Raw genomic sequence first — 24,587 nt, 5'->3', positions numbered from 1 at the left:
AATCTATGCGTGCAGTCATTCTCGGCGGAAGCGGATTCATCGGCACGGCACTCTCCGGCCTCCTGCTGGACAAGGGATGGCAGGTCGTCATCCCATCCCGCAATCCCGAAAAAGGACGCTTCCTCATTCCGCAGGGACACTCCATGGACGTTTCCTTTGTCCTCTGGGACGGAAACGATCCCCATACACTGGCCAAGTATTGCGAAGGCGCCGATGCCATAATCAACCTCGCGGGTGAAAACATAGCCACCGCGCGCTGGACCGAAGAACAGAAACAGCGAATCCGCCTGTCACGTGTTCAGACAGGGGAAGTACTGATCAAGGCGCTCAACGTATTGACCGTGCTGCCCGAAGTGCTGGTACAGGGATCGGCCATCGGCTACTACGGCGGCTCACAGACGCTGGCTGGCCCTGACGCCTATACCGAGTTTTCTCCCTCCGGCGAAGGGTTCCTCGCCTCCGTGGCCAAAGACTGGGAAGCATCCACTGTCGAAGCTGAACAGATGGGCATACGCCGCATCATTACCCGCACCGGCGTAGTACTGGGACCGAACGAAGGGGCGCTGCAAAAGTTCCTCCCCCCCTTCCGCTACTTCGCAGGTGGCCCGCTGGGAACCGGCCAACAGGGTTTTTCGTGGATCCACCGCGACGATACTGCCGGAGCGATCGCTCATCTCATTGAAAACAAGGACTGTGCCGGGCCATACAATCTCACCGCCCCCACTCCTGTCACCATGCGCGACTTCTGCAGCGCGCTGGGCCGGGTCATGAACCGGCCGTCATGGCTTCCCGTTCCCGGATTCATGCTCCGCCTCATGCTCGGCGAAATGGCAGAGGAACTGGTACTGCAAGGACAGTTTGCGTTGCCCGGAAGGCTTTCCGGAACCGGCTACAACTTCCGCTTCACCGATCTGGAAGATGCCCTTCGCAACATTCTGACGTCATGATCCCATGAGTGACACCATGCAGGATAAACCGATCACCATACTCCTCGTCGAAGATGAGCCAGTCATAGCGCTGGACATACGCAGACGATTGCAGCAGCTCGGCTACTCGACGCTGGTGACGGTCACCTCCGGCGAAGAGGCGGTGCAACGCGCCGAATCCATTGCTCCGGACATCATTCTCATGGATATCATCCTGAGCGGTTCCCTTGACGGTATCGACGCCGCGGCGCTGCTGCGCAAGCAGATTTCGGCTCCCGTCATCTACCTTACGGCACACGCAGACGAAGCGACCCTGCGGCGCGCCATGATTACGGAACCCTTCGGCTACATTCTCAAACCGTTCGAAGACCGCGAACTGCACACCTGCATTGAAATGGCGCTCTACAAGCACAGAATGGAAAGCGACATCCGCAACAAGGAACGCTGGTTCGCCACAACCCTGCGCAGCATCGGCGACGCCGTCATCACGCTGGATGGTTCAGGCTTTGTGACCATCATCAACGCTGCCGCCGCCCGCATATTCGAAATCACGGAAGAACGGGCCACCGGCAGACTGTTTTCCGACCAGTTCAGGGTGCGGGACGACAGCACGGGGCAGATCATCACCACCCGCACCATACAGGCCAGCAACGGACAATACACTCAGCCCTCGCCGGCCACCGTGGAGACCCGCTCCGGCAGGATAGTGCCTGTGGACATCTCGGTTTCCGGAACGATTGACCCATTGGACCAAACCACCGGTTCGGTCATCGTGCTGCGTGACGCGACCGACAGGAAACGGTCGGAAGAGGTGCTCAGAACCAGTCTGGGCCAACTGCGCCGCACCTTTGAACAGACCGTGCTGGCGCTTGCCGTCACTGCGGAAAAGCGCGACCCCTACACTGCAGGGCACCAGACCCGAGTGGCCAAACTCGCCTGCGCCATTGCCGACCTGCTGGGCCTGCACAGCGAATCCATTGAGGCCGTCCGCGTTGCCGGAACCTTGCATGACATTGGAAAAATTTACATCCCCGCAGAAATCCTGGCAAAACCGGGAAAACTCACCGGACTGGAAATGGATCTGATGCGCACCCATACCACGGTTGGGCGCGACATTCTCAGCCAGATCAGCTTCCCCTGGCCAGTAGCAGATATCGTACACCAGCACCACGAGCGGCTGGACGGTTCCGGCTATCCCAATGGACTATCAGCGAAGGATATTCTACAAGAAGCAAAGATACTTGCCGTGGCAGATGTGGTAGAGGCCATGTCCTCCCATCGTCCATACCGCCCCTCACTGGGGCTGCCGCCCGCACTGGATGAATTGCGCAGCGGTATTGGAACCGCCTACGACAAGGATGCCGCCGAAGCCTGCATAGCCCTGTTCGATGTCGGCTTCACCTTTCCGAAGGACTGACCCCGAGGACTGGCCGCAGAGAGCAACCGATGCTCCTGACCGGCCTCCACCGGCACCACACTGACACTATAGAGAACGAATTCCGGAGCGGGCGTAATGCCGAGCAAAGCGCACATACTGATCATAGACGACGAAGAAGCCATACGTTTTTCCCTTCGGGGCATTCTTGAAGATGAAGGCCATACGGTATCGGAAGCGGAAACCGGCGAAGCCGGACTGGACATGCTGGTTGTGGAACAGCCGGACCTTGTCTTTCTGGACATCTGGTTGCCCGGCATGGACGGGCTTACCGTGCTGGGCAAGATCAAGGATAGGGACAGCTCCCTGCCAGTGATCATGATCTCCGGCCACGGGAACATCGAGACCGCGGTCAACGCCATCAAGCGCGGGGCTCACGACTTCATCGAAAAGCCCCTCTCGCTGGAAAAAGTTGTCATTGCCGCTGCCAAGGCACTGGAATTTCACAACCTGCGCAAGGAAAACCAGGCGCTGAAAAGTCGCATCGCCAGCGAACAGACAGTCACCGTGACAGGAGAGTCCGCCCCTATCGTCAAGCTGCGCGAGCAGATCCAACGCGTCGCGCCCACGGATGCATGGGTTCTCATCACCGGCGAGAACGGAACCGGCAAGGAAATTGCCGCCCGCTCCATCCATGCCCAGTCAAAGCGCAAGGACAAGGCACTGGTAGCCGTGAACTGCGCGGCCATTCCGGAAGAACTCATTGAAAGCGAACTCTTCGGCCACGAAAAAGGGGCCTTCACCGGTGCGGATCAGGCCAAGACCGGCAAATTCGAACTGGCTGACAACGGCACCCTGTTCCTGGACGAAATCGGCGATATGAGCATGAAGACGCAGGCCAAAATCCTGCGCATCCTGCAGGAGCAAAGCTTTGAGCGGGTTGGCGGCAACAAGACCATGCACGTTAACGTCCGTGTCATCGCCGCCACCAACAAGAATCTGGAAGAGGAAATCCAGAAGGGCAACTTCCGTGAAGACCTCTACTATCGCCTGCGGGTCTTCCCCCTCTCGCTGCCTCCGCTACGCAGCCGGGGAGAAGACATTCTCACCCTGATCCGCGAATTTCACGACACCATGGTCCGCGAGCACGGCTTCAGGCCCATCAGCTTCTCCAAGGATGCCGAGCGCTGCCTGCTCGCCTACCCATGGCCCGGTAACGTACGTGAATTGAAGAACTTCGTGGAACGCATGCTCATCATGTTTGCCGGCCAGACCGTGGACGTACTCGACCTGCCGCCGGAATTCGCATCAACCCCCCCTGTGGCAGCCTCGTCCCCCACGACGGATACGGGCGCCATCGAATTGGGCGCTGTAGACTTCAAGGCCGCGCGCAATGCCTTTGAAGCGGCTTTTCTGGAATCCAAGCTCAAGGAATTCGACGGCAACATAAGCAAACTGGCGGAAGCCATCGGACTTGAGCGGAGCTATCTCTACCGCAAGCTCAAATCATACAATATTCAGACTGCCGAGTAGCATACTGCGGCACGGAGGATACCATGCATACCCTCGTCTTGTTGCGACACGGACAAAGTGCCTGGAATCTTGAAAACCGCTTTACAGGATGGACCGACGTGGACCTCAGCCCTGCCGGAGAGCAGGAAGCGAAGGACGGCGCACGGCTCATTCAGGAAGCAGGGCTGTCCTTCGATGTCTGCTACACCTCGGTACTCAAACGTGCCATCCGCACACTGAACATCGTGCAGGAGGAGCTGGATCTGCTCTGGCTGCCCGTGTATCGCCACTGGCGGTTGAACGAACGGCATTACGGCGCGCTGCAAGGTCTGAATAAGGCTGAGACTGCACGTGAATACGGCGACGAGCAGGTGCTCATCTGGCGGCGAAGCTACGATACGCCGCCTCCGGCCCTGACCCCGGATGATGCCCGTTTTCCCGGCAAGGACCCCCGCTATGCAGAGGTAACGCCGGACGAACTGCCGCTGTGCGAAAGCCTCAAGGACACGGTTGCCCGCGTGCTGCCATACTGGCACGAAACAATCGCCCCCGCCATGCGCTCCGGCAAACGCGTACTCATTGCCGCTCACGGAAACAGCCTGCGGGCGCTGGTCATGCATCTGGATGCCATGACGCCTGATGCCATCATGAAACTGAACATCCCCACCGGCCTGCCACTGGTATATGAGCTGAACGACGACCTTAGCCCCATCCGCCATTATTACCTCGGCGACCCTGCTGAAGCGGAAGCCAGAGCCAACGCCGTGGCGGCACAGGGCAAGGCGAGGTAGCAGGAAACAACGGTAAAACAACGGAGAACACGACTCGGCATGCCTGCATCCCCTCTGCGCCTGAGAGCCTACGAGATCATATTCGAAGCAGAAACGCCCGCTGGGCGCACATTCGACATCGCCCTCATAGCCTGCATCATCTGCTCCGTGGCCGTGGTCATGCTGGACAGCGCCACACCGGCTGCCAGCCCCTACGCACCAGTGCTGCGCTGGGCGGAATTCCTGTTTACCGGTCTGTTCACCGTGGAATATCTGCTGCGCCTGTGGTGTGTTAATCACCCGGTCAGGTATGCCCGCAGTTTCTACGGCCTTGTCGATCTGCTCTCCATCCTGCCCACATGGCTCATACTGGCCTTTCCTGCCGTGCAGTTCTTTGCTGTTTTGAGAGTTTTACGCGTATTACGTGTCTTTCGCGTGCTCAAACTCGTACAGTATGTACATGAAGGCACACTCATCCTGCGTGCGTTGCGGGCCAGCCGGAAGCGGATCACCGTATTCTTCTTCTGGGTGGTGACGCTGGTCATTCTCTTCGGAGCCCTCATGTACGTCATCGAAGGCGAAGAGAACGGCTTCACCTCCATTCCGCGCGCTGTGTACTGGGCCGTGGTCACCCTGACCACGGTGGGCTACGGGGACATATCCCCGAAGACCATGCTGGGTCAGGGGCTAGCCTCAGTGGTCATGATTCTGGGTTACAGCATCATTGCCGTGCCCACGGGGATCATAACCATCGAAATGGCCCGCCCCCAGACTGCCCAGCAGACAGTCAGCACGGAAGTGTGCCCTTCCTGCAACCGAGAGGGACATGACGCAGACGCCGTATACTGCAAGTATTGCGGCGAAAAACTGTAACGATACCCGGAGGCCGCAGAGCCGCCGCGTAAAAGGATCGGCATGGACATACTGCGCACCCTGCTGGCCGCAGCCGCAGGTTTCGGTGTTTTCCTCTTCGCCATGAAACGCTACGGCGGCCGCTGCACCCCGTGACTGCTGCTTTATGCAGCCATCGGTGCCGGCGGCATCGTCTACGCTTTGCTCTCGCTTGTGTTATAACTATGGCGTTTACCCGCCTGTTAAGGCATAACATGGTAAGCACGACGCGGATGCCGACCGTCATCGGCACAGAACGTCCCGCCGTGAACACACTCATTCTGTACCGGAGATATGAATGGCCAGTAACATCAGCATGAAAATGAAACAGAAGCAGTATGAAGGCCATGTGGTCGATTACGTGACTGTTTCAAAAGGCTATTTTCTCATTGTCAGCGATGACAACAGTTTTCAGAGCATCCTTCGGGGTACGGTGCAGAAGCACCTTGCCATAACCGAAGACTGCATGAGTGTGGTCAGCAACCCTGACCACATTCTCAAGACGATCCGTGATACCAGCCTGCGCCGCAAGAGCATTCTCATCTTCATCGAACGCACCCTGCAGGGCAAGGATATGGGGTTCCTTGTCAGACAGCTGAAGAATGCCTTCGACTTCGTCAAAATCATTATCCTGACCGGTGAAGCGGACAGGCAGAAGCTTGTTCTCCTGCACGAAATCGGCGCGGACAACTTCATCACCAAGCCCATTTCCATCAATACGCTCATCGAAAAGATCGCCTTCACGATCAAGCCGCAAGGCAAGCTCGGCCAGCTCATAGACCTTGCCAAGAGCATGGTCACACGCGGTGCTTACGATCAGGCGCTCAAGGCCAGCCGCAAGATTCTTGAAATCAAGCCCAACTCCGCAGCGGGCTTTCTCGTCATGGGCGACGCCTACAAAGGGCTGGGAAAGGTTGATAAAGCCCGCGAGGCGTACGAAAGCGCCAGCGACAACGCCCAGCTGTATCTGGAACCGCTCAAGAAGCTGGCCGACCTGCACAGGGAAACCGGCGAGATTGAACAGCAGCTCAAGTACCTGGAAAAACTCGACAGACTGAGCCCGCTGAACGTGGAACGCAAGGTGGATATTGGCACTATTCACGTGGAACTGGGCAACGAGGAAGAAGCGGAGAAGCTCTTTGACAGCGCCGTGAATCAGGCCACTCGCGAAGCCCTTTCCTACATCGGCGAAATTTCCGAACGCATCGGCCACGTATATTCCCAGCGCGATCCGGTCCGGGCCGAGCAGTATTATCGCCGCGCCCTTGATGCCAAAGGCGACATGCTCGAAAAATCGGACATCGCCACCTTCAACAGCCTCGGCATTGCCTTGCGCAAGCAGGGAAAATGGTACGAGGCAGCGCAGGAGTACGAAAAGGCCTTGCGCATCTCCCCCGACGACGAGCACCTGTTCTACAACCTCGCCATGGCCTGCGCGGAAGGCAAGCAGTTCCGCACAGGAGCGGAGCATCTGGAGAGCGCCCTCGGCATTAACCCAAACTTCCCGCGCAAGGACAAGACTCTTGCCTACAACATGGGACTGGTGTTCATGCGGGCAGGCCGAAAGGACAACGCCCGCGAGATGTTCCAGATAGCGCTGGAATTGGCACCGGACTTTGACAAGGCGAAGGAAATGCTCAGCCAATTGTAGGCTGCCCCATCTTGCCGTCCAACAGGCACTGCGGTCTTCGCGGTGCCTGTTTTTTTTAACCGCTATTGGGGAATGTACAGCGAAACGTTACGGGCAGCCGCCCCGCGTAGCACTTCATCCGGCATTGCGGAGAGCCTCACGTCCGTTAGCGGAGAGCAAACTACTTGAGGTTATCTGGAATAATTGATATAGTCGCCATCACATCAGGAATTATCCAGATATCCGGACCAGTTCAGGAGGATTACGTGTCCAAGTTTACGGTTAACAAGACCATCGCGGAAATCAACGATCGCATTCGCAAAGGCAAGGCCGTTGTTCTGAATGCGGAAGAAATGACCGAAGCCGTCCGCACCATGGGCAAGGAAAAGGCCGCCCGTGAAGTGGACGTGGTTACCACGGGCACCTTCTCTCCCATGTGCTCTTCCGGGCTATTGTTCAATATCGGGCAGAAAGAACCCCCGACCATGAAGACGTCCAAGGTCTGGCTCAACGGCGTGCCCGCATACGCCGGCCTTGCCGCCGTGGACAGCTACATCGGCGCCACCGAACCTTCAGAAGACGACCCGCTGAACAAGGTCTACCCCGGTACGTTCAAGTACGGCGGCGGCCATGTCATTGAAGACCTCGTCCGCGGTAAATCCGTTCATCTTCGTGCGGAGGCCTACGGTACGGACTGCTACCCCCGCAAGTCACTGGACAAGAAGATCAGCCTTGCGGATCTGCCGTTTGCCGAACTGTACAACCCCCGCAACTGCTATCAGAACTACAATGCGGCCGTTAACCTGACCAGCCGCATCATTTACACCTACATGGGGCCGCTCAAGCCCAACATGCGCAATGTGAACTACGCCACGGCAGGCAAGCTCTCGCCTCTGTTCAACGACCCGCTGTTCAAGACCATCGGTTTCGGCACGCGCATCTTCCTTGGCGGCGGCATCGGCTATGTGGTCGGTGCGGGCACCCAACATGTGCCCAACCCCAAGCGCACGGAACGCGGCCTGCCGCTTTCCGCAGCCGGCACCATTCAGGTCAAGGGTGACCTCAAGAAGATGAACACCCGTTACCTGCGCGGCCTCAGCTTCATCGGCTACGGCTGCTCAATGAGTGTGGGCGTGGGCATTCCCATTCCGATTCTGAACGAGGAAATCGCGTGGTACACCGGCGTGGATGATTCCGACATCCAGATGCCCGTCAAGGATTACGGCCACGACTATCCCAACTGCCTGCCGCGCGTGCTGCAGCACGTGACCTATGAAGACCTGAAGAGCGGCGAGGTGGAAATTCAGGGCAAGAAGGTGGAAACCGTGCCCATGACCAGCTATTCCATTTCGCTGGAAGTGGCCAACACCCTGAAGGAATGGATCGAGAAGGGCGAGTTCCTTCTCTCGGAACCTGTGGAACCCATTCCGGCCTGGTAAAAATGTCCGAGTATTCAATAAGAATTCAGGCCCTTGAGGAAATCCTCAGGGGCCTTTCCAATCAACGAATAGGGGTTGCCGTCTCCGGCGGCATCGACAGCCGCCTGCTGGCGTTTACCCTTGTCCGGCTCAAACTCCCCTTTACGGCGGTGCATGCCACCGGTCCACACCTCAGCCCGGCGGAAACCGCCTTCGCCCGCCGCTGGCTGGCCGGGAAAGGCATCCGCCACATGGCCATCCGCTTTGATCCGCTTCAAATTCCCGCAGCCGCATCCAACGACAAAGATCGCTGCTACCACTGCAAGCTTGCCCTGTTCAGCGGCTTTCGGGATCTCTACGGGCATGACGCCGTTATTCTGGAAGGATCCAACGCCACGGACGCCACGGAATATCGCCCAGGCAGACGCGCACTTGAAGAACTGGGTATTCTCAGCCCTTACGCACTGGCGGAACTGACCAAGGATAACATTCGCCAGTTCGCGCGGGAAACCGGTCTCGACTGGCCGGATCAGCCCGCACGTGCCTGCCTGATGACCAGGTTCGCCTACGGCCTGCAACCCGACGCTGACACCATGCTCAGGCTCGGGAAAGCTGAAGATGCACTGGCCGATACTGGCCTGACCGATTTCCGGTTGCGCATCCCAGAACAGGGTAAAGCCCTGCTCCAGATTTCCACTGCACAAAAATCCCTTGCGCAGACGGCCCTTGACACGGTAAAGAGCCTGCTCGCAATGGAAGGTTTCAGGGATGTGGATATTGTTTTTGCTGAATCCATAAGTGGCTACTTCGACAGGACAAGCTGAGATGTCTGACCGCTGGACAAGGCACCACATCCCGAGTAGTATATTCTATTGATTATAACGTTGAAGGAGACTCGTCATGGCTCACAAGAAGATTGAACGCAAGAAGGAACTGGACCGTCGCCGCAAGCGCCGTGAAGAGCGCATCAAGCAGCGCATCAAGGAAGCCAAGGCCGCTAAGGCTTAGTTCCTGCTTCGGGCCGCACATGCGGCTATCTGTTTTTTGCTATCTCTGTGGCGGTTTCATTAGCGCGGCTGTGAAACCGCTGCTCAGTTATATTCGCGGGCGATGCCCGTATCCAGTTTTTGTTGTTTAGCGGAGGACGCGATGCCCATTTATGAGTATCGTTGCAATGCATGCGAACAGATCTTCGAGGAATGGCAGAAGTCCTTTGAAGACGCACAACCGGACTGCCCCGTCTGCGGCGGTACTTCCGAGCGAGTTATGTCCAACACCACCTTCGTACTGAGGGGGGGGGGCTGGTACGTTTCCGAATATGGCCGCAACAGTGCGAGCACCAAACCGGATTCTTCGGCAAGCGCCGCAAGTTCCGGTAGCTCCGAACCGGGATCCGGAACCTCTTCTGCTTCAGGCACCTCCGACGCAGTGGCGTCCGGTGGTACCGCTTCTTAACCACCAAGGCGGCCCAAGGGCTGCCTTTTTTTTGATCGCTGCCGGAATAAGGCGGCTACGTTCCGAACCTGCAACCCGATCGAGAGTCAGCCACCATGATTGATCGCTATACCCGCCCTGAAATGGGCCAGCTCTGGACACTGGAAAACAAGTTCCGCGTCTGGCTGGAAGTGGAAATTGCCGTGTGCGAGGCATGGCACAGGCTCGGCGAGATTGATGCCGAGAGCATGAAGCAAATCCGCGAAAAGGCCGACTTTGATGTGGATCGCATTCTTGAAATCGAAGAAACCACACGCCACGACGTCATAGCATTTCTGACCGCTGTTGAAGAAAAGGTCGGCCCCGCCGCCCGTTTCATCCACCTCGGCTGCACCTCTTCCGACATCGTGGACACCGCCAACGGCGTGCTGCTCACCCGCGCAGGCGAACTTATCTGCAAAGGGTTTGAGCGCCTGCTCGCTTCCCTGAAAACGCTGGCACACGCCCACAAGGGCCGCCTGTGCATGGGACGCACCCACGGCATTCACGCAGAGCCCACCAGCTTCGGCCTGAAGATGGCAGGATTCTATGCTGAATTCTCCCGTCACTACGAGCGCTTCAAGCAGGCGCTGGACGGCATCCGCGTCGGCAAGATTTCCGGCGCCGTGGGCACCATGGCCATGATTCCCGCAGAAGTGGAAATCATCACCTGCGAATTGCTGGGCCTTTCCGTTGACCCCATCTCCACCCAGATCATCCAGCGCGACCGCCATGCGCACTTCTTCACCTCCCTTGCCCTCGCCGCAGGCGGCATTGAACGCCTGTGCGTGGAACTGCGCCACCTGCAGCGCACGGAAGTGCTGGAAGCGGAAGAAGGTTTCCGCAAGGGCCAGAAGGGCTCTTCGGCCATGCCGCACAAGAAGAACCCCATTTCCGCAGAGAACATGACCGGTCTTTCCCGCCTGATCCGCACCAACGCCCTTGCCTCCATGGAAAACATGGCCCTGTGGCACGAGCGTGACATCAGCCACTCTTCCGTGGAACGCGTGATCATGCCGGACTCCACCATTCTCATGGACTACATCCTGAACCGCCTTGCAGGTCTCATCGACAACCTGCGTGTCATTCCCGAGAACATGGACCGCAACCTCATGGGTTCCATGGGCCTGTTCTTCTCCCAGCGCGTTCTGCTCGCACTGGTGGACACGGGCATGGGCCGTCAGGACGCCTACGTCATGGTGCAGCGTTGCGCCATGGAGAGCTGGGACACCAAGCAGCTCTTCAAGGACATCGTCTGCAAGGATACTGAAATAACTTCACGACTTACGGCGGAGAAGCTTGAAGAAATCTTCGACCCCAGCTACTATCTCCGCCATGAAGACCTGATTTTCAACCGGGTTTTCGGCTAACCGGAGCTAACCACAATGCTTGAACTCAAAAAACGTCTCGCACGCATTCTTGCGGAAAAGTCCTACCGCGAAGGCAACTTCACCCTCGCTTCCGGCAAGAAGAGCGACTATTACTTCGACTGCCGCCAGACCGCCCTGCATCCCGAAGGCTGCTGGCTCATCGGCCAGCTGTTCTTTGACCTGCTCAAGGACAAGGACATTCACGGCGTGGGCGGCATGACCCTGGGCGCTGACCCGCTGGTCAGCTCCGTTGCCGTCATCTCGCACGAACAGGGCAAGCCCCTGCCCGCGCTCATCGTCCGCAAGCAGGCCAAGGGCCACGGCACCGGACAGTATGTTGAAGGTCTTGCCAACTTCACCGAAGGGCAGACCGTATACATGCTTGAAGATGTTGTTACCACGGGTGGTTCCGTCATTACCGCCATCGAACGCATCGAAGCAGCCGGCCTCAAGGTTGCCGGCGTATGCTGCGTGCTCGACAGGCAGGAAGGCGGACGCGAAGCCCTTAAGGAAAAAGGCTACGATCTGATATCCATTTTCACCCGTAAGGAACTGGTGGAACTGGCGAACGCTTAGCAAGCACCCGGCGCGCCCGTGCAAGCATCACGGGCGCGCCTCATCGCAAGGACTCTATGCGCTCCGCATTATTCTCGGTTCTTATTCTGTCCATCGTATCACTCGCCTTTCCTCAGGCGGGTTATTCCGCAGGCCTGACCAAAGGCTGGCAGGCCCGCTTTGAAGAGCATCCGGGCATTCCGCCCTCGCTCGTTGCCGTGGATAAGGGACAGCAGCAGCTCTACCTCATGGAGCACAAGAGTCCTCTTGCCGTTGCCGCCCAATACGTGTGCACGACCGGTCAAATCGAGGGCGACAAACAGGACGAAGGCGACAAGAAAACGCCGGAAGGCGTCTACTTTGTGCAACGTCACATCCCCAACGGACTTGACTTCGGGCTGTACGGCGGCATGGCCTACACCTTGAATTACCCAAACCCCATGGACCTGCTCCGCAAGAAATCCGGACACGGCATATGGGTTCACGGTCGCGGGCACAACATTGTCCCCCGCGAAACCCAGGGCTGCGTGGCCATGAACAATGCAGACCTGCTCAAGCTCGGCCCCAACCTGAAGCCGGGCACCCCCGTTGTTCTGGCCCACACCATTGCGGACAAGGCTCCCCAGACAACCGAGGAAAAGAAGATCGCCTCCGCCGTTCTCAACATGACCCGCGAATGGGCAACAGCCTGGGGCAACCGCGATTCGGTCATGTTTGAATACTATGACGGCGACGCCTATACGAAATCCCAGTCGGGCGACTTTGCCGACTTTGTGGCTACCAAGGAGCGTCTGTTCAAGAACCTGCCCTGGATCCTGAACTGGATTGACGACATATACGTACTGCAAGGCCCGGACTACTGGGTATCGTGGTTCAAGCAGTATTACCGAGCCCCCAACCTGACTGTGCAAGGCTACCGCCGCCTGTATTGGCACAAGGATACGGAAGGCAACCTGCTTATCGCGGGCATGGAGTGGGAACGTGCCGATCTTGATCTTGAACCCGACTTTCTCAAGGCACAAAAGCAAAGTATTGACCAGTTTATCGAGGGGTGGCGTACCGCGTGGGAATCTGCTAACCTGAAAAAGTACGCAGAAAGCTATACGGAAAGCGCATCTCAGGGCACCCGTAAAGGCATTGCGGCCATACGCGATCATAAAAAGATTGTATGGGTTTCGGCGAAACCGCAGAAGGTCCGCCTGAGCAACCCGAAATACTCCGTAAGCAGCAACGGCCTGACCGTTGAAATGATACAACAGTACAGCAGCTCCGATGGATTCAGTGACAAAGGCATCAAGATTCTGGTGCTGCGTCCCGACGGCATATCCTGGAGAATAGAAAGCGAAGACTGGAGACCGCTCTAGATGAATGAAAAGTACAGCGTATTGTTCATGCGCGATGACACCAAAGTGCACCGCTTCAGAATCAGCCCCATGTGGCTCAAGCTTCTGATATGGCTGCAGCTGATCTTGGTGATTACGGCATCGCTGGGCTTCTACGCTGGATACAACTACTGGAAACAGAATGCCGCTCTGCAGAGCGAACGCATTGACCTGCAAAGAGAGTTGCGAGCCACGCAGGTCCAACTCGAACGCCTGGAAAATATTGAGCAGATTCTGCAGTCCAATGACCCTGAAGAACTGCAGGCGCTGTTCGGCACCATGAGCATTGAGGATTCCTCCAAGGAAAAGCCGTCAGTCGACCTCTCTGCCCTGCTGGCAACGGAAGACGTGCAGCTTGTGAGCGTCGAGAATGTCATGCTCAAGCCTGCCGATGATGCAACCATCCGCGTCTCCTTTGACATCAACAACCTTGATGCGTCCAAGACCATAGACGGCATTGCCGTACTTTCCCTGATCGGTCGAGATGGACAGATCTTTCCTATCAACGCGGACAGCAAGGATCTGAAGTTCACCATTTCCCGCTTCAAGAAGGTGGTTGCGAGCTTCTCTCCTCCTGAGACCATGGCGTTGAAGGACATGTACGCACTTCGCATCGCCATCAGCGCTGAGAACAAGACCGTGTTAAAGGACCTGTTCCCCATAGAATCCATTCTTCAGTAGCTGCACCTTTCACGAAAATAAATAAGAGCCGGTCTCACGATCGGCTCTTTTTTTCACTTCCTCCAAACAGGAGGGGGCAGCGCCCTTTCAGAACAGCAGGGCGGGATGCGGCTTATATAACCGAGACGGGGTCCCCCGGCTTCAGGGTGCCTCCGCTCAGAACACGCACAAATACGCCCTCCGTAGGCATGATGCAGTATCCGACCGTCTTGTGGATATTGCACTTGGAATGGCACTTCTTTCCGATCTGGGTGATTTCCAGTTCCACACCGTCACCGGCACGCAGCCTTGTCCCCACCAGCAACCGCGCCAGAGGAATACCCCTTACGAGCAGATTCTCGGCAAAGTCGCCGTCAGACAACGAGGGCATCTTTTCGCGCATGGGGTCCACGCTTTCAATGGCCAGCAGACTCACCTGCCTTCCGGTTCCGCCGTGTACATCCCCGACAATACCGAAATCCTTTTCCAGCGTTACGCTCTCTACCGGCACCTTCTTTTCGCCAGTTCGCGTGCTGGTACACACAGCCACAATGGTTCCGTTCATACGTAACCTCCAACAGTATGTCCGGAGCATGCCTCATGGATGCAATTCTGACAAGATCGGTCAGACTTAGTGCCAATCACGCACCAAATCCTCACACGAGGTGCAGGTAGCTTGAAAAATCGCGGATGTTGAGTTGTCTGCAGTCCACGTAAAAGCCCACGTACTCCTCATATGTCCGCATCTTGCCGAAGACATTGTAACGGGTGGCTGCATCGCCGAAGGACAGACTGTGAAACGCAGCTATCTGGGGATGAAGAGGCAACTCAAACTCAGGGTACGGATCCTGAAAAGCATCCACGAGCACCCGCGGCAGGGGCGCATAGCCCAGATGGGAGAGAATACCGGCGGTCACATGCAGAATGAGACGCCGGTTGGGGTGGTTGATGGTATTATAGAGCTTTTCTGTCCTGAACCGCTCCAGCACCAGATCAACGGTGCCTACAACGCAGCCCTTTTCCTTCTCAATCTCGTGCAGAATGGATTTCTCGAACATGGCGGCCAGATCATGCTTTGCTGCGATGTCCGTGTGCAGGCAGATGTACAGGATTTCCTTCTTCTCAAGTCCCATGCCCACCAGCTTGTCCAGAAAGGCATCGCCGAACTCAATGGGGCTGCGGTTGGTCCAGAACGGCCAGTAGCCCTTGAACAGCATGTTGGGGATGGCCAGATTCACGGCGTCAGGATTAACCCGGGCCAGCAAGGCATCCGAGGCATGGTCATCCCACTTTTCGCCAAGGGGCTGATAGAGAAAGAGAGAGCAGGATCGAAGCTGCTCGTCCGGAATGGACTCACGCAGATAGTTGGTATATTTGACGACCTCAAATTCCTGCCCGAACTGCGGATGCAGCATCAGCAGTTTGCGCAGCGGGTCGCCCTGACAGTTCGCGTGAATAAGACACAGTTTTCTGGACATGATGCGCCATCAATACCCTTAGGCAAGCCCCTGCACAAGTACGTCCGTGCGCCTAGAGAGGAGAAGGCACAAGAGCGCCCGCATACCCGACGACCTTATCCATGTCGCCGTTTACCTCACCCGACGTAGCGTAGCGCACGACCGTGCCCCTGTCTGCCCCCAGCAGCCTGCAGGCAACCAATCCTGCCGTCATGGGCAGCACGCCGCACATGGTAATGCCATGTTCGCGTACCGTGTTGTAAAGCCCTTCGGGGTCCAGCGATTCCACCATGGCAAGAGCGAGCAAGTCGTTACGCCTGGCTTCTTCGTGCGAAACATAGTGGCTCATGTCAGAGCTGACCACCATGGTGACGGGAGTCTTATAGACCTGAATGCAGCGGGCCAGAGCAGCCCCGCAACGGGCCAGCACTTCCGGCGAGGGAGTCGCAATGGCGATGGGGATAATACGCACGTCGGGCTTGGCAACCTGCAGGAAGGGCAGCACCACCTCAAGAGAATGTTCGTATAGATGCGCGGCGGTATCCAAGGCAAACACGGGATCCGTTTTGACGAGACAGGCAGCGAAATCCGCATCCACCGCTACACTGCCTAGGGGAGTAATCCACTCTCCACCCGGCCATACCGCCACGGGCTCTCCACGCCCCGTATGATTCGGACCAAGCAGGATTACGGTATCCGCCAGACGGGCCGCTCCAAGGGTCTGCCCCGCCACGGCGCCGGAGTAGACATAGCCAGCGTGGGGAACCATGGCCAGCATGGTCGGCGCGGCCTCAGGTTCGCCTTTGGGCTGTCTCTGCCCTGCGGCAAGAAACTCGGACACCTGCTGCCTGAGCGCCTCGGGGTCGCCGGTATAAAACTGTCCAGCCACGACAGGGCGTCTGATGGTATGCGAGGGATGCACCATAACCGTAACCTCCTGAACGGGGCAGGCAGCCCGAAAGATTACAGCCTGCCGGTGGGAGAGAACTTGGAAGCGCCTTCCGTCAGATCATAGGTGCGCAATTCGGAAGCCGCCATGCGACCATATAACGAATTCGGATTACTGTCGCGTAGCTCGGTAAGAATGGCCCGCCATTTTTCGAGATTCGCATTCTTCTTGTAAAGCCCTGCAATGCGATACTGCATACCGGGATAGTCCGGATCGGTGGGCTTCACGTCCTGCGCATATTCGCGAGCCCAGTCCAGCGCCTCCTTGGCGCGGCCGGTACGCTCCGTAATATCCATCAAGGCTCCGAGCAGATCCTTTATTTTCTGCGGGTCCCCCTTGTCGGGATCACGCTTGGCAAGCTCGCGGAAATCAATCAGGGACTGCTTGGCATGGCGGTAGGCTGTTTCCCAGTCTTCCTTGCGCTCGGCTTCGCGGCTCAGGAAGAAGAGCGTATAGGCCTCCTGATCCAGCGGCACGTCCTGAACCTTTGCCAAGGCATCCCACATGGGGCTCGCCTTGTCGTGTTCGCCCATATTCTCATACGCCAGCGCCAGTGCGTAATCGAGCTGCTTCCGGCTTTCGGGGTTCAGATCCCAAAGCTCTATGCGCTGTGCCAGATTGACCACATCCGCCCACCGCTCGTTGTCCAGATAGATGCTGAGCGCAAGGTTCAGGGCCATTTCAGAGGTCTCGGGTATCTTCAGGCCGAGGAAGAACGGATCAATGACCTCCAGCGCCTTGGATGGCTGCTTCTGCTTCCAGTAGGAAAGACCGAGCGCAATGCGGCTTTCCGGAGCCAGCTCCGTGTCCTGCCCGCGCACGATGGGGAACTGGTCCCATATCTGCAGAATACGCTCGTAGTTGCCTTCGCGAATGTTGTCCGCGACCATGACGTTGAAGGCCTTCAAGGCCACTTCCTTCACACGGCCGGTCAGTTCATGTCCGGCATGCTGCTTGATGAACGACGTGGCCGTGGTGAGCGCCTCCGGATACTGCTTGTTCCAGAGGTACCACATGGACTTCTTGAGACGGGCCAAAGGCACGAGCGCGCTGTCCGGATGATCTTCTATGATCTTGGAATAGATCTGCAGCGGGCGCAGGTTATAGGGCCTGTCAAAAATAGAGAACATTTCCGCGAGGGTCGGGCTGTCGAACACGCCTTCCTCGGCGAGGCGCATCAGGGCAATGAGCCCGCCGTCCCGATCGGGGAACTTACGTGCGGCTTCCTCGTACACTTCGCGGGCCGCATCACGTTCGCGCAGTTCCACGTACAGGTCACCAAGACGGGCCAGAATCATATCCGCCTCATCCCCGTCCGGATCAATATTATAATACGTCCAGTAGGTTATACGGGCCTTATCGTACTTCTTCATACGATATTCCACGTCACCCATCTGACTCAGGAAGGGCGGGTATTCCAGATAGAAGCGTGGCCAGCGCTTTTCCACATAGTCCACGATCTGGAAGGCCTGATCGTAGAACCCGAGGCTGTAGAGCGCACGCGCCAGTCCCACACCTGACTCGCGCACGTACTTGGAGTCCGGATAGTTCTGCACCACGTACTGGAAGTTGTCTGCGGCCTTCTGCCACTCGCCCTTGTTGAAATAGTAATCACCCCAGTAGTAGTACGTCAGGGGGATCAGGTCGCTGTTCGGATAGTTCTTCCGCAGAATGTTGAAATAGGCCTCTGCCTCACGCACGTTGCCTATCTTCATGTTCGTCATGGCCAGACGCAGCAGATGCGAGGGCACCGAATCGGACTTGAGGTTGTAGTTCATGGCCTCGGTGGTGGCCTGAATGATCTTCTCGTAGTTGGCCAGCAGGTCATCTTTGCCAAGAGCGTATGTCGAATCGGCAATACCGTTCAATACCTCGGCGCGCTGCTCCTCGGTCAGCTTGGGCATACGCTTCAGTGCCTTGAACTGCTCAAGTGCGGCAGCTGCCTCGCCATTGTTCAGGGCAGCCTGTGCCTGGAACAACAGATCCTTGGGATCAGGCGGCGGAGGAATGGGGTTGCCGTCCTTATCCACGTACACAACCTTGGGTTCCGGCGGCGCGGGCTTGTTGCTGACCACCTCTTCCATCTGCGGCTCGGGCACTGTCACCGGCTCAGGAGCAACCTTGGGCTCCGTTGCATCGGCAAAGGCAGGCTTCAGATCGGGATATTTGGGTGCATGAGGCGCCTGATCGCTCACGGCGAAACGGTCTGCCCCGCCATCTCCGGGTACAGGCTGAGCCGGTTTCGGCGCAACGGCCGGCACGGAAGCGCTGCCGGCTGGAGGCATGGGCACATCACCGCCCTGCTCCGCAACCGGTTTTGCACCCTGAGGTGCACGGGGCGCATCGGGCGAACGGCGAAGGGTGGTCACCTGTCCGGGGGGGGCCACCTTGGCGCGCACGGAAAACTCCGGCCCCTGCGCCACGGCCTGCACCTGTTCACTGGCGGCGGGCGGCACTTGTGCAGGCGCTACCGGCGCAGGCTGAGCTTCCTTGCGCTTTCCGGCTTCGGAAACCTGACTGCCTCCAGCCTTTTCCTTAGGCGTCTTGCCCGCCACGGCCTGCTCCTTGGCAAGTCGTGCATTTTCAGCCTGAATCTGTTTCTCGGCTTGCTCGCGGGCCAGCTTCTCAGCCTTCTCGCGCTCCATGGCAAGCTTGGCATCCTGTATCTTGCGGGCAATGGCCACAGCCTCCTGCGGGACATCCGTGGGCGCGTCTTCGCGCCATGCTTCCGGCGCCTTGGAAACGCGGGCACGAATACTGCCTTCCGCATTGGGCATGGGAGAATCCACGACAACGGGCGCAGGCGGGCGCACCTGCTCCTTCCAGTCTTCAGGGCCGCCAGTATTGATACGGGAACGATAGGTGTAGGGCACGGCAAAGAAAGGCCGTTCCGGAGGCGAACTCACCTTGGGTGCCGGCTGTGCGGGCACAGTTTCCACAGGCTCCTGAGGAGGCTGCGGGAGAGACTGGGATGCATTATGGGGAGCCGTCTGTGAGACTGCCCCCCGTCCACCCTCCACAAGCACCTTCTCATTCAGCGGAGGCGGCAGCACCTTGTCCAGCGACCGTGTTCCCGGCCGTTCGACGATAGGCGCTCTCTGCTGTGCGCTCTTCTGCTCCGTCTTCTTTCCGCGAACAGGCACTTCCACCTTCTTCAGGGCGTCCAGCGGAGAAGCTGGCGGTGAAGCTGCCGGTTTGGGCGTCTGAGGAGCAACGGCAACCTCGGCCTTGGGCTCCACCGGTTTCTCTGCCGCGGCAGCGGGTACGGGCGCAGCATCCTGAGGCTGTACGACAGCCGCAGGCTTGGGGGTATCCTTACGTGGTTTCCAACGCGCCCCAATGGGGTCGCGGAAAAGGTCGACGACAATCTTGTTGCCGCTGACAGTGGTGGAAATATACCCGAAGGCGGCTGTCTTGGTGGGAATGGTAATGGTGCGGCCGCTTCCGGTGGGCTTGCCGAGCAGCTTGGCATTACCCAGCGGCTTGACTGAAGACTGTGCCTTCAATGTGCCGGTTTCGGCAGGAGGAAGCGTAAGAGTGAGCGCCTGCTTGCCGGTACGTTCAAGCGAATAGCCGTCTGCCGGTCTGTCGAGCACCAAAACCAGACGTTCCTTGTCCGGATGGGCACCCCAGTACCAAGTCAGGGCTGTGGCAGGTCCGGCGGTTGCCAGCCAAATCCCGCCTGCCGCAAGAAGAGTCCAGATCCATCTGGTGGCAGCTATACGACTCACTCCGAATTAAATGCAAGTTGCATGCAATATTGAGAATGTGCCGGTTCTCGGGACTACCGCTCTAGCGGCACATCCGGCACCCCAGTTGTTTCTTATCGGATAACTTTCGGAAATGCTTGAGGATAGCTACTCAAGTTTTTTCTTCTTGAGCTTCTCGATCAGGGTGGTGCGCTTTACGCCAAGAATCTCTGCAGCCTGATTTTTGACTCCGTCGGCCATTTCAAGAGCCTCGAGCAGCAACTTTTCTTCCGCTAGATCGAGGAATTCCTTCAGGCCAAGGCCGTGCTCACGCAGGTGCTCAATGCGCGGCCACACAAACCCCTGCTGCGCCGGAGCAGGCTGCACAGGCTGCTGCGGTTCCGGCAGATCAACGATATTGCCGACGTCATCCAGAATCTTCGCAGGCAGATCAACGGGCTGCACCACATCCTCATCACAGAGAATGCTGAGCCGCTCCATAAAGTTTTCAAGTTCCCGCACGTTGCCCGGCCAACTGTACGCGGAAAGCACTTTGCGCGTATCGTCGGAAAGCCGCAAAACAGCTCTGCCCCTGCGCTCACAGAACTTTTCGAGAAAATGCTGGGCGAGCACCAGAATATCCCCTCCGCGATTCCGCAGGGGTGGCAGGTGCATGGGAATGACATTCAGACGATAAAAAAGATCTTCGCGGAAGCGACCTGCGCGAACCTCATCCTCAAGGTCCCGGTTGGTGGCCGCCACAATGCGCACATCCACCTTCTTGGTACACGTGCCGCCAACTCTCTCTATCTCTTTTTCCTGCAGCACGCGCAGAATCTTCACCTGCAGCGGCAGGTCCATCTCACCGATTTCATCAAGGAAAATGGTACCGCCATCTGCCATCTCAAAACGTCCGGGACGGCTGCGTATGGCATGCGTGAACGCCCCTTTCTCATGCCCGAAGAGTTCCGATTCCAGAAGCTCCTTGGGAATGGCGCCGCAGTTGATGGGCACAAAGGGGGCCTGGTGGCGAAGGCTATTGGCATGCAGTGCACGCACAAGCAGTTCCTTGCCGGTTCCGGACTCTCCGGTAACGAGAACGGTACTGTCTGTGGGGGCTACCTTGGCGAGAATCCTGAACACTTCCAGCAGGGAAGTGGATTGACCAATGATGCCGGTGGTTTTGAGGTCCATTGCGCCTCCGGTTTCAATAATGCCCTTGCGAACGGGAATGCGGGCGAAGCTATGCCAACTATATAATATATACGACTGTCAAGAATATGACACAAAGTCAACCACAATATAGAAATTATCTAAAAAAAAACTGCGCCTTGGCACGGCGCAGCATAGTGAATTCGTGTGAACACAAATCACGCCTCAGGCAATTCGGCCCTCGGCAAAACAATGGATCATGCGACTTCGTCAATAAAGTTACCGATGAGCTCCACCTGCGAGCGGATGGCCCGAACGTTGGCCGCATAGGCGTTTTCATCGCGGATCATATTCACGGTCTCCCGCACGTAGTCCGTATTGGAACCTTCCACCACCTCCTGCACAGCTCCATCACCGCCGGAAGCCTCCACCTGCAGGTCGGGATAATGCGTCACCGGACCGGGCGACGAATCCTGCCGGATTTCAGAAACCTGCACACCCTCTCCCTCTGGGCCGGTCTCAAGACGGACGTCGCTCGACTTGAACTCGTCTGTGTTGACGTTGGCAATATCGTTGGCAGTCACCTGCTGGCTAAGAGCAATGGCGTCTAACGCGGAAAGGTTGGCATCAATGCGCATGTGAACCTCGCTTAGGTTCACTATAAACACCCCGGCACAGAATGTCACCATCTCTTGATAAAGCAACACTCTTACGTTGACTAATCAAAAGGCATTCCTATTTTACTCATATGTAGTGAAACTGCTTACTGAAGTATGTTAGAACTCCCTGCTGAAACAAGCAATTCTACTAAAAGCCACAAGCTTTTTGACAACTGGAGATCGCCATGAACATAGCGCTTTGGATAAAAATACTTTTTCCGGTTTTCGTCATCACGCTGCTGGTTGTCGCCGGGGACGCCGCAGCCGGCGGAGGCTGGAAAGACTTCACCAAACCGGACAAGGAGACTCTTCGTTCCCGCCTGACGCCCCTGCAATACGAAGTAACGCAGGAGGAGGGAACCGAACCGCCGTTCCGGAATGAATATGCGGATAATCACCGCGAAGGGATTTACGTGGATATCGTATCCGGCGAGCCGCTCTTCAGCTCCACCCACAAATACGACTCCGGAACTGGATGGCCCAGCTTCTGGCAGCCTCTTGTTCCGGAGAACATTGTGGAGCGTGAAGACAGAAGACTCTTTGTCACGCGGATCGAGGTGCGCAGTAAGCATGCGGATTCACATCTGGGGCACGTCTTTACGGATGGACCGCAGCCGACCGGACTACGATATTGCATGAACTCCGCCGCAATGCGCTTTATCGCCAAAGAAGACATGGTCAAGGAAGGATACGGTGCATTCATGCACCTCTTCGAATGATGCCAGCCCCGCCACTGTCCGGCGCAATCCGGCACAGTGCGATATGACGAGCATCCCGGGCACGGCCTGCAAACACACTCTGAATGGACCGGAAGTTTCAACTCCGGTCCTTTTGGATGCCTAAAGACATTTTCTTCATTGACGATAACTCGGTATTCTTCATAGAGAATCCAATCTCACACTGGACAAGAATCATGCCCCAACCATCTCGTAACTCGCTCCTTCTGGCCACACTCCTGTGCATGGCTTTCGTCTTGTCCTGTCCGCTGGCCGCCCACACTGCACAAGGACAGGACGCCCCCCTGTTCTCTCGCGACCTCACAACGCTTCGCGTAGGGTATTTTCAGGCCCCACCCCATGCCTATCAGCTTGCATCGGGACAAGCTGCGGGTGCAGCGGTTGAGATGCTTGTGCGGCATGTCGCACCGGAAATGCAGATTTCCATCGAAATGGCCGGCCCCTATCCTTTTGCACGTCTCCTTAATGATTTCGAATCCCGCGGTCTGGATGCCATTCTCATGCTTTCCAAAACGCCGGAACGGGAAACGCATTTTGTCTATCCGACACATCCTTTCGGCACCATTACCGCCGCTCTGGCCGTACGCAACAGCAACCCCATGTCTGCATATGTATCCGGAACGCGATTTGACTCCAAACGCGTAGGCACTGTTCGCGGTGCCTGGATGCCTGCCGACTTTCTCCACAGCGGAGCCCGCTTCGAACCGACAACCGGCGAATCCGCCACTGTCCTCAACCTGCAAAAGCTGGTCAACGATCGGGTCGAGATAGTATTCTGCCCGGACACCTGTATTCTGATACAGTCGATAAACCAGCTCTCCCTCGACAATGAGGTCAGGGTCATACCGATGCCGGAAGCCACCGGCAACCTGTACACGGTATTCGGACGCCACCTGCCCAAGGACATTATCAACCGCTATGACGCGGCGCTCAGGAAGGTCCTCGCCGTCACGTCATACCAGAAGCTGAAACAGAAGCACCTGCAAAGCCTGACGCCCCCTCTCTCACTGAACCAATAGCGCCCCTTCCTACCCGCCTTTCTTCCCGCAGGCGTGCCACCCAGCCATTCCATCCTACCGGACTCATCGGAAATCGGCACTGCGCCATCCCGTACTCGCCTTTCCTTCCCCAGCCAATCTCATATCATTGACAGTTGCAAAAGCCTGAGCGTATATCTCGAATAGATTTCGACATTACCGAAAGGAGTTATTCATGTCGCAGCAATCCATTCAGCGGGCGACACAGGTACTCGGCCTGTTCACCTTTGAACATCCCAGTTGGCGGGTCAGCGATGTCGCCAAAACGCTGGGCCTTGCCATAGGCACAGCGCACGGCATCATCAGTGCGCTGGAAAAAGCCACCTACCTTGAACAGGATCCATCCACCAAGGAATACCATCTCGGCCTCAAACTGCTGGAACTTGGCGCATTGCAGTCCGCCACCTTCTCGCTCAACCGCAAGGCCGCCACGCCCATAAGCTATCTCGCCCGTCACACCTCCACCATCGGCAGAGTGGGCGTGCTGAACAACGACGTAGTGCTTACCACCATGAGCACCGACCATCAGGAATGGCACCCGTCTTCCTACATTGGCCCCACCGTGCCCGCCTTCTGCACCGGGATAGGCCGTGCCATTCTCGCCTATCTGCCGGGTGAACAGGTCATCGCCCATCTGGCGCGGGTCAAACTGCATGCCTACACTCCCAAGACGCTTACGGATCCCGTAAAGCTGCGTCAGGAACTGGCAGCGACCAAGGAACGCGGCTACTCGCTGGTATACGGCGAGACCCTCATCCATCTGGACACAATCGGCGCGCCAATTTTCGGACCGGAAGGCAAAGTTGTCGGTGCAGTCAGCCTGAGCGGCAACCCCTCACAGTTCACCGACGGAGACATCATCTCCCTTGCACCGCAGCTGCTTGATGCCGCCATGGAAATATCCACCCACATGGGCTATCGCCCGCAACCTCATTTCCTGTAGGT

The 24,587-nt window shown here is 57.3% G+C and carries 22 protein-coding genes; 16 read left to right on the top strand and 6 right to left on the bottom strand.

Annotation, left to right across the window (positions count from 1 at the left end; genetic code table 11):
* Positions 1 to 5 precede the first annotated feature (5 nt).
* The 13 genes from N1030_RS16560 to N1030_RS16500 all read left to right on the top strand — a co-directional run bounded on the left by N1030_RS16560 (position 6) and on the right by N1030_RS16500 (position 13,983).
* A complete protein-coding gene (locus N1030_RS16560) occupies positions 6 to 947 on the top strand; it encodes a TIGR01777 family oxidoreductase (protein ID WP_265826652.1) in 942 nt (313 codons plus the stop codon).
* A 16-nt stretch (positions 948 to 963) separates the two neighbouring features.
* Complete coding sequence (locus N1030_RS16555; RefSeq protein ID WP_265826651.1) at positions 964 to 2,343, top strand: HD domain-containing phosphohydrolase; 1,380 nt, start codon at positions 964 to 966, stop codon at positions 2,341 to 2,343.
* A 96-nt stretch (positions 2,344 to 2,439) separates the two neighbouring features.
* Positions 2,440 to 3,834 (top strand): sigma-54-dependent transcriptional regulator, encoded by a 1,395-nt coding sequence (locus tag N1030_RS16550; RefSeq protein WP_265826649.1) that lies wholly within the window; start codon positions 2,440 to 2,442, stop codon positions 3,832 to 3,834.
* A 23-nt stretch (positions 3,835 to 3,857) separates the two neighbouring features.
* Positions 3,858 to 4,604: a 2,3-diphosphoglycerate-dependent phosphoglycerate mutase gene (gene gpmA, locus N1030_RS16545; protein ID WP_265826648.1), complete on the top strand. Its 747-nt coding sequence runs from the start codon at positions 3,858 to 3,860 to the stop codon at positions 4,602 to 4,604.
* Positions 4,605 to 4,643: 39 nt separating this feature from the next.
* Positions 4,644 to 5,456 (top strand): ion transporter, encoded by an 813-nt coding sequence (locus N1030_RS16540; protein WP_265826646.1) that lies wholly within the window; start codon positions 4,644 to 4,646, stop codon positions 5,454 to 5,456.
* A 316-nt stretch (positions 5,457 to 5,772) separates the two neighbouring features.
* Entirely contained in the window at positions 5,773 to 7,125 is a 1,353-nt protein-coding gene (locus N1030_RS16535) for a tetratricopeptide repeat protein (protein ID WP_265826645.1), read from the top strand.
* A 245-nt stretch (positions 7,126 to 7,370) separates the two neighbouring features.
* Positions 7,371 to 8,543: a homocysteine biosynthesis protein gene (locus N1030_RS16530; protein WP_265826644.1), complete on the top strand. Its 1,173-nt coding sequence runs from the start codon at positions 7,371 to 7,373 to the stop codon at positions 8,541 to 8,543.
* 2 nt (positions 8,544 to 8,545) lie between these two features.
* Positions 8,546 to 9,346, top strand: a complete 801-nt coding sequence (larE, locus tag N1030_RS16525) for an ATP-dependent sacrificial sulfur transferase LarE (protein WP_265826643.1) — start codon at positions 8,546 to 8,548, stop codon at positions 9,344 to 9,346.
* Positions 9,347 to 9,671: 325 nt separating this feature from the next.
* Positions 9,672 to 9,977 carry an FmdB family zinc ribbon protein gene (locus tag N1030_RS16520; protein WP_265826642.1) on the top strand — a complete coding sequence of 102 codons (306 nt, stop codon included), beginning with the start codon at positions 9,672 to 9,674 and terminating at the stop codon, positions 9,975 to 9,977.
* Positions 9,978 to 10,072: 95 nt separating this feature from the next.
* Positions 10,073 to 11,365, top strand: coding sequence for an adenylosuccinate lyase (purB, locus tag N1030_RS16515; RefSeq protein ID WP_265826641.1), 1,293 nt, complete (start codon positions 10,073 to 10,075; stop codon positions 11,363 to 11,365).
* A 15-nt stretch (positions 11,366 to 11,380) separates the two neighbouring features.
* Positions 11,381 to 11,941: an orotate phosphoribosyltransferase gene (pyrE, locus tag N1030_RS16510; protein ID WP_265826639.1), complete on the top strand. Its 561-nt coding sequence runs from the start codon at positions 11,381 to 11,383 to the stop codon at positions 11,939 to 11,941.
* 56 nt (positions 11,942 to 11,997) lie between these two features.
* The gene (locus N1030_RS16505; protein ID WP_265826637.1) at positions 11,998 to 13,284 is read left to right on the top strand and encodes a L,D-transpeptidase family protein; all 1,287 of its coding nucleotides are present in this window, start codon (positions 11,998 to 12,000) and stop codon (positions 13,282 to 13,284) included.
* Positions 13,285 to 13,983: a hypothetical protein gene (locus N1030_RS16500; protein ID WP_265826636.1), complete on the top strand. Its 699-nt coding sequence runs from the start codon at positions 13,285 to 13,287 to the stop codon at positions 13,981 to 13,983. It abuts the gene before it with no gap.
* 112 nt (positions 13,984 to 14,095) lie between these two features.
* Here the strand turns inward: N1030_RS16500 and N1030_RS16495 are convergent, their stop codons facing one another.
* From N1030_RS16495 to N1030_RS16470, 6 genes are all read right to left on the bottom strand, one after another.
* Positions 14,096 to 14,527, bottom strand: coding sequence for an MOSC domain-containing protein (locus N1030_RS16495; RefSeq protein WP_265826635.1), 432 nt, complete (start codon positions 14,525 to 14,527; stop codon positions 14,096 to 14,098).
* Between the two features lie 91 nt (positions 14,528 to 14,618).
* Positions 14,619 to 15,440: a WcbI family polysaccharide biosynthesis putative acetyltransferase gene (locus N1030_RS16490; protein WP_265826633.1), complete on the bottom strand. Its 822-nt coding sequence runs from the start codon at positions 15,438 to 15,440 to the stop codon at positions 14,619 to 14,621.
* 52 nt (positions 15,441 to 15,492) lie between these two features.
* Positions 15,493 to 16,344 carry an AmmeMemoRadiSam system protein B gene (amrB, locus tag N1030_RS16485; RefSeq protein WP_265826632.1) on the bottom strand — a complete coding sequence of 284 codons (852 nt, stop codon included), beginning with the start codon at positions 16,342 to 16,344 and terminating at the stop codon, positions 15,493 to 15,495.
* A gap of 38 nt (positions 16,345 to 16,382) precedes the next feature.
* Positions 16,383 to 20,099 (bottom strand): tetratricopeptide repeat protein, encoded by a 3,717-nt coding sequence (locus tag N1030_RS16480; protein ID WP_265826631.1) that lies wholly within the window; start codon positions 20,097 to 20,099, stop codon positions 16,383 to 16,385.
* Positions 20,100 to 20,225: 126 nt separating this feature from the next.
* Positions 20,226 to 21,251: a sigma-54 interaction domain-containing protein gene (locus N1030_RS16475; RefSeq protein ID WP_265826629.1), complete on the bottom strand. Its 1,026-nt coding sequence runs from the start codon at positions 21,249 to 21,251 to the stop codon at positions 20,226 to 20,228.
* Positions 21,252 to 21,466: 215 nt separating this feature from the next.
* Positions 21,467 to 21,847 carry a flagellar basal body rod C-terminal domain-containing protein gene (locus N1030_RS16470; RefSeq protein ID WP_265826628.1) on the bottom strand — a complete coding sequence of 127 codons (381 nt, stop codon included), beginning with the start codon at positions 21,845 to 21,847 and terminating at the stop codon, positions 21,467 to 21,469.
* 206 nt (positions 21,848 to 22,053) lie between these two features.
* Between N1030_RS16470 and msrB the strand changes: the two genes are divergently transcribed.
* From msrB to N1030_RS16455, 3 genes are all read left to right on the top strand, one after another.
* Positions 22,054 to 22,587 carry a peptide-methionine (R)-S-oxide reductase MsrB gene (gene msrB / locus N1030_RS16465; RefSeq protein WP_265826627.1) on the top strand — a complete coding sequence of 178 codons (534 nt, stop codon included), beginning with the start codon at positions 22,054 to 22,056 and terminating at the stop codon, positions 22,585 to 22,587.
* A gap of 194 nt (positions 22,588 to 22,781) precedes the next feature.
* Positions 22,782 to 23,624, top strand: coding sequence for a substrate-binding periplasmic protein (locus N1030_RS16460; protein ID WP_265826626.1), 843 nt, complete (start codon positions 22,782 to 22,784; stop codon positions 23,622 to 23,624).
* Positions 23,625 to 23,817: 193 nt separating this feature from the next.
* Positions 23,818 to 24,585 carry an IclR family transcriptional regulator gene (locus N1030_RS16455; RefSeq protein ID WP_265826625.1) on the top strand — a complete coding sequence of 256 codons (768 nt, stop codon included), beginning with the start codon at positions 23,818 to 23,820 and terminating at the stop codon, positions 24,583 to 24,585.
* Positions 24,586 to 24,587: the final 2 nt, after the last annotated feature.

This window comes from Desulfovibrio mangrovi (assembly GCF_026230175.1).
Classification (GTDB): domain Bacteria; phylum Desulfobacterota; class Desulfovibrionia; order Desulfovibrionales; family Desulfovibrionaceae; genus Halodesulfovibrio; species Halodesulfovibrio mangrovi.
This window is presented reverse-complemented; position numbering and strand designations above follow the sequence as displayed.

Excerpts from the sequence above, each read along its gene's own strand:
- msrB (WP_265826627.1), top strand. The coding sequence starts at position 22,054 with ATGAACATAGCGCTTTGGATAAAAATACTTTTTCCGGTTTTCGTCATC.
- N1030_RS16560 (WP_265826652.1), top strand. The coding sequence starts at position 6 with ATGCGTGCAGTCATTCTCGGCGGAAGCGGATTCATCGGCACGGCACTC.
- N1030_RS16475 (WP_265826629.1), bottom strand. The coding sequence starts at position 21,251 with ATGGACCTCAAAACCACCGGCATCATTGGTCAATCCACTTCCCTGCTG.
- N1030_RS16505 (WP_265826637.1), top strand. The coding sequence starts at position 11,998 with ATGCGCTCCGCATTATTCTCGGTTCTTATTCTGTCCATCGTATCACTC.
- amrB (WP_265826632.1), bottom strand. The coding sequence starts at position 16,344 with ATGGTGCATCCCTCGCATACCATCAGACGCCCTGTCGTGGCTGGACAG.
- larE (WP_265826643.1), top strand. The coding sequence starts at position 8,546 with ATGTCCGAGTATTCAATAAGAATTCAGGCCCTTGAGGAAATCCTCAGG.
- N1030_RS16535 (WP_265826645.1), top strand. The coding sequence starts at position 5,773 with ATGGCCAGTAACATCAGCATGAAAATGAAACAGAAGCAGTATGAAGGC.
- N1030_RS16495 (WP_265826635.1), bottom strand. The coding sequence starts at position 14,527 with ATGAACGGAACCATTGTGGCTGTGTGTACCAGCACGCGAACTGGCGAA.
- N1030_RS16470 (WP_265826628.1), bottom strand. The coding sequence starts at position 21,847 with ATGCGCATTGATGCCAACCTTTCCGCGTTAGACGCCATTGCTCTTAGC.
- N1030_RS16490 (WP_265826633.1), bottom strand. The coding sequence starts at position 15,440 with ATGTCCAGAAAACTGTGTCTTATTCACGCGAACTGTCAGGGCGACCCG.
- N1030_RS16540 (WP_265826646.1), top strand. The coding sequence starts at position 4,644 with ATGCCTGCATCCCCTCTGCGCCTGAGAGCCTACGAGATCATATTCGAA.
- N1030_RS16500 (WP_265826636.1), top strand. The coding sequence starts at position 13,285 with ATGAATGAAAAGTACAGCGTATTGTTCATGCGCGATGACACCAAAGTG.
- N1030_RS16555 (WP_265826651.1), top strand. The coding sequence starts at position 964 with ATGCAGGATAAACCGATCACCATACTCCTCGTCGAAGATGAGCCAGTC.
- N1030_RS16455 (WP_265826625.1), top strand. The coding sequence starts at position 23,818 with ATGTCGCAGCAATCCATTCAGCGGGCGACACAGGTACTCGGCCTGTTC.
- N1030_RS16550 (WP_265826649.1), top strand. The coding sequence starts at position 2,440 with ATGCCGAGCAAAGCGCACATACTGATCATAGACGACGAAGAAGCCATA.
- pyrE (WP_265826639.1), top strand. The coding sequence starts at position 11,381 with ATGCTTGAACTCAAAAAACGTCTCGCACGCATTCTTGCGGAAAAGTCC.
- N1030_RS16520 (WP_265826642.1), top strand. The coding sequence starts at position 9,672 with ATGCCCATTTATGAGTATCGTTGCAATGCATGCGAACAGATCTTCGAG.
- purB (WP_265826641.1), top strand. The coding sequence starts at position 10,073 with ATGATTGATCGCTATACCCGCCCTGAAATGGGCCAGCTCTGGACACTG.
- gpmA (WP_265826648.1), top strand. The coding sequence starts at position 3,858 with ATGCATACCCTCGTCTTGTTGCGACACGGACAAAGTGCCTGGAATCTT.
- N1030_RS16460 (WP_265826626.1), top strand. The coding sequence starts at position 22,782 with ATGCCCCAACCATCTCGTAACTCGCTCCTTCTGGCCACACTCCTGTGC.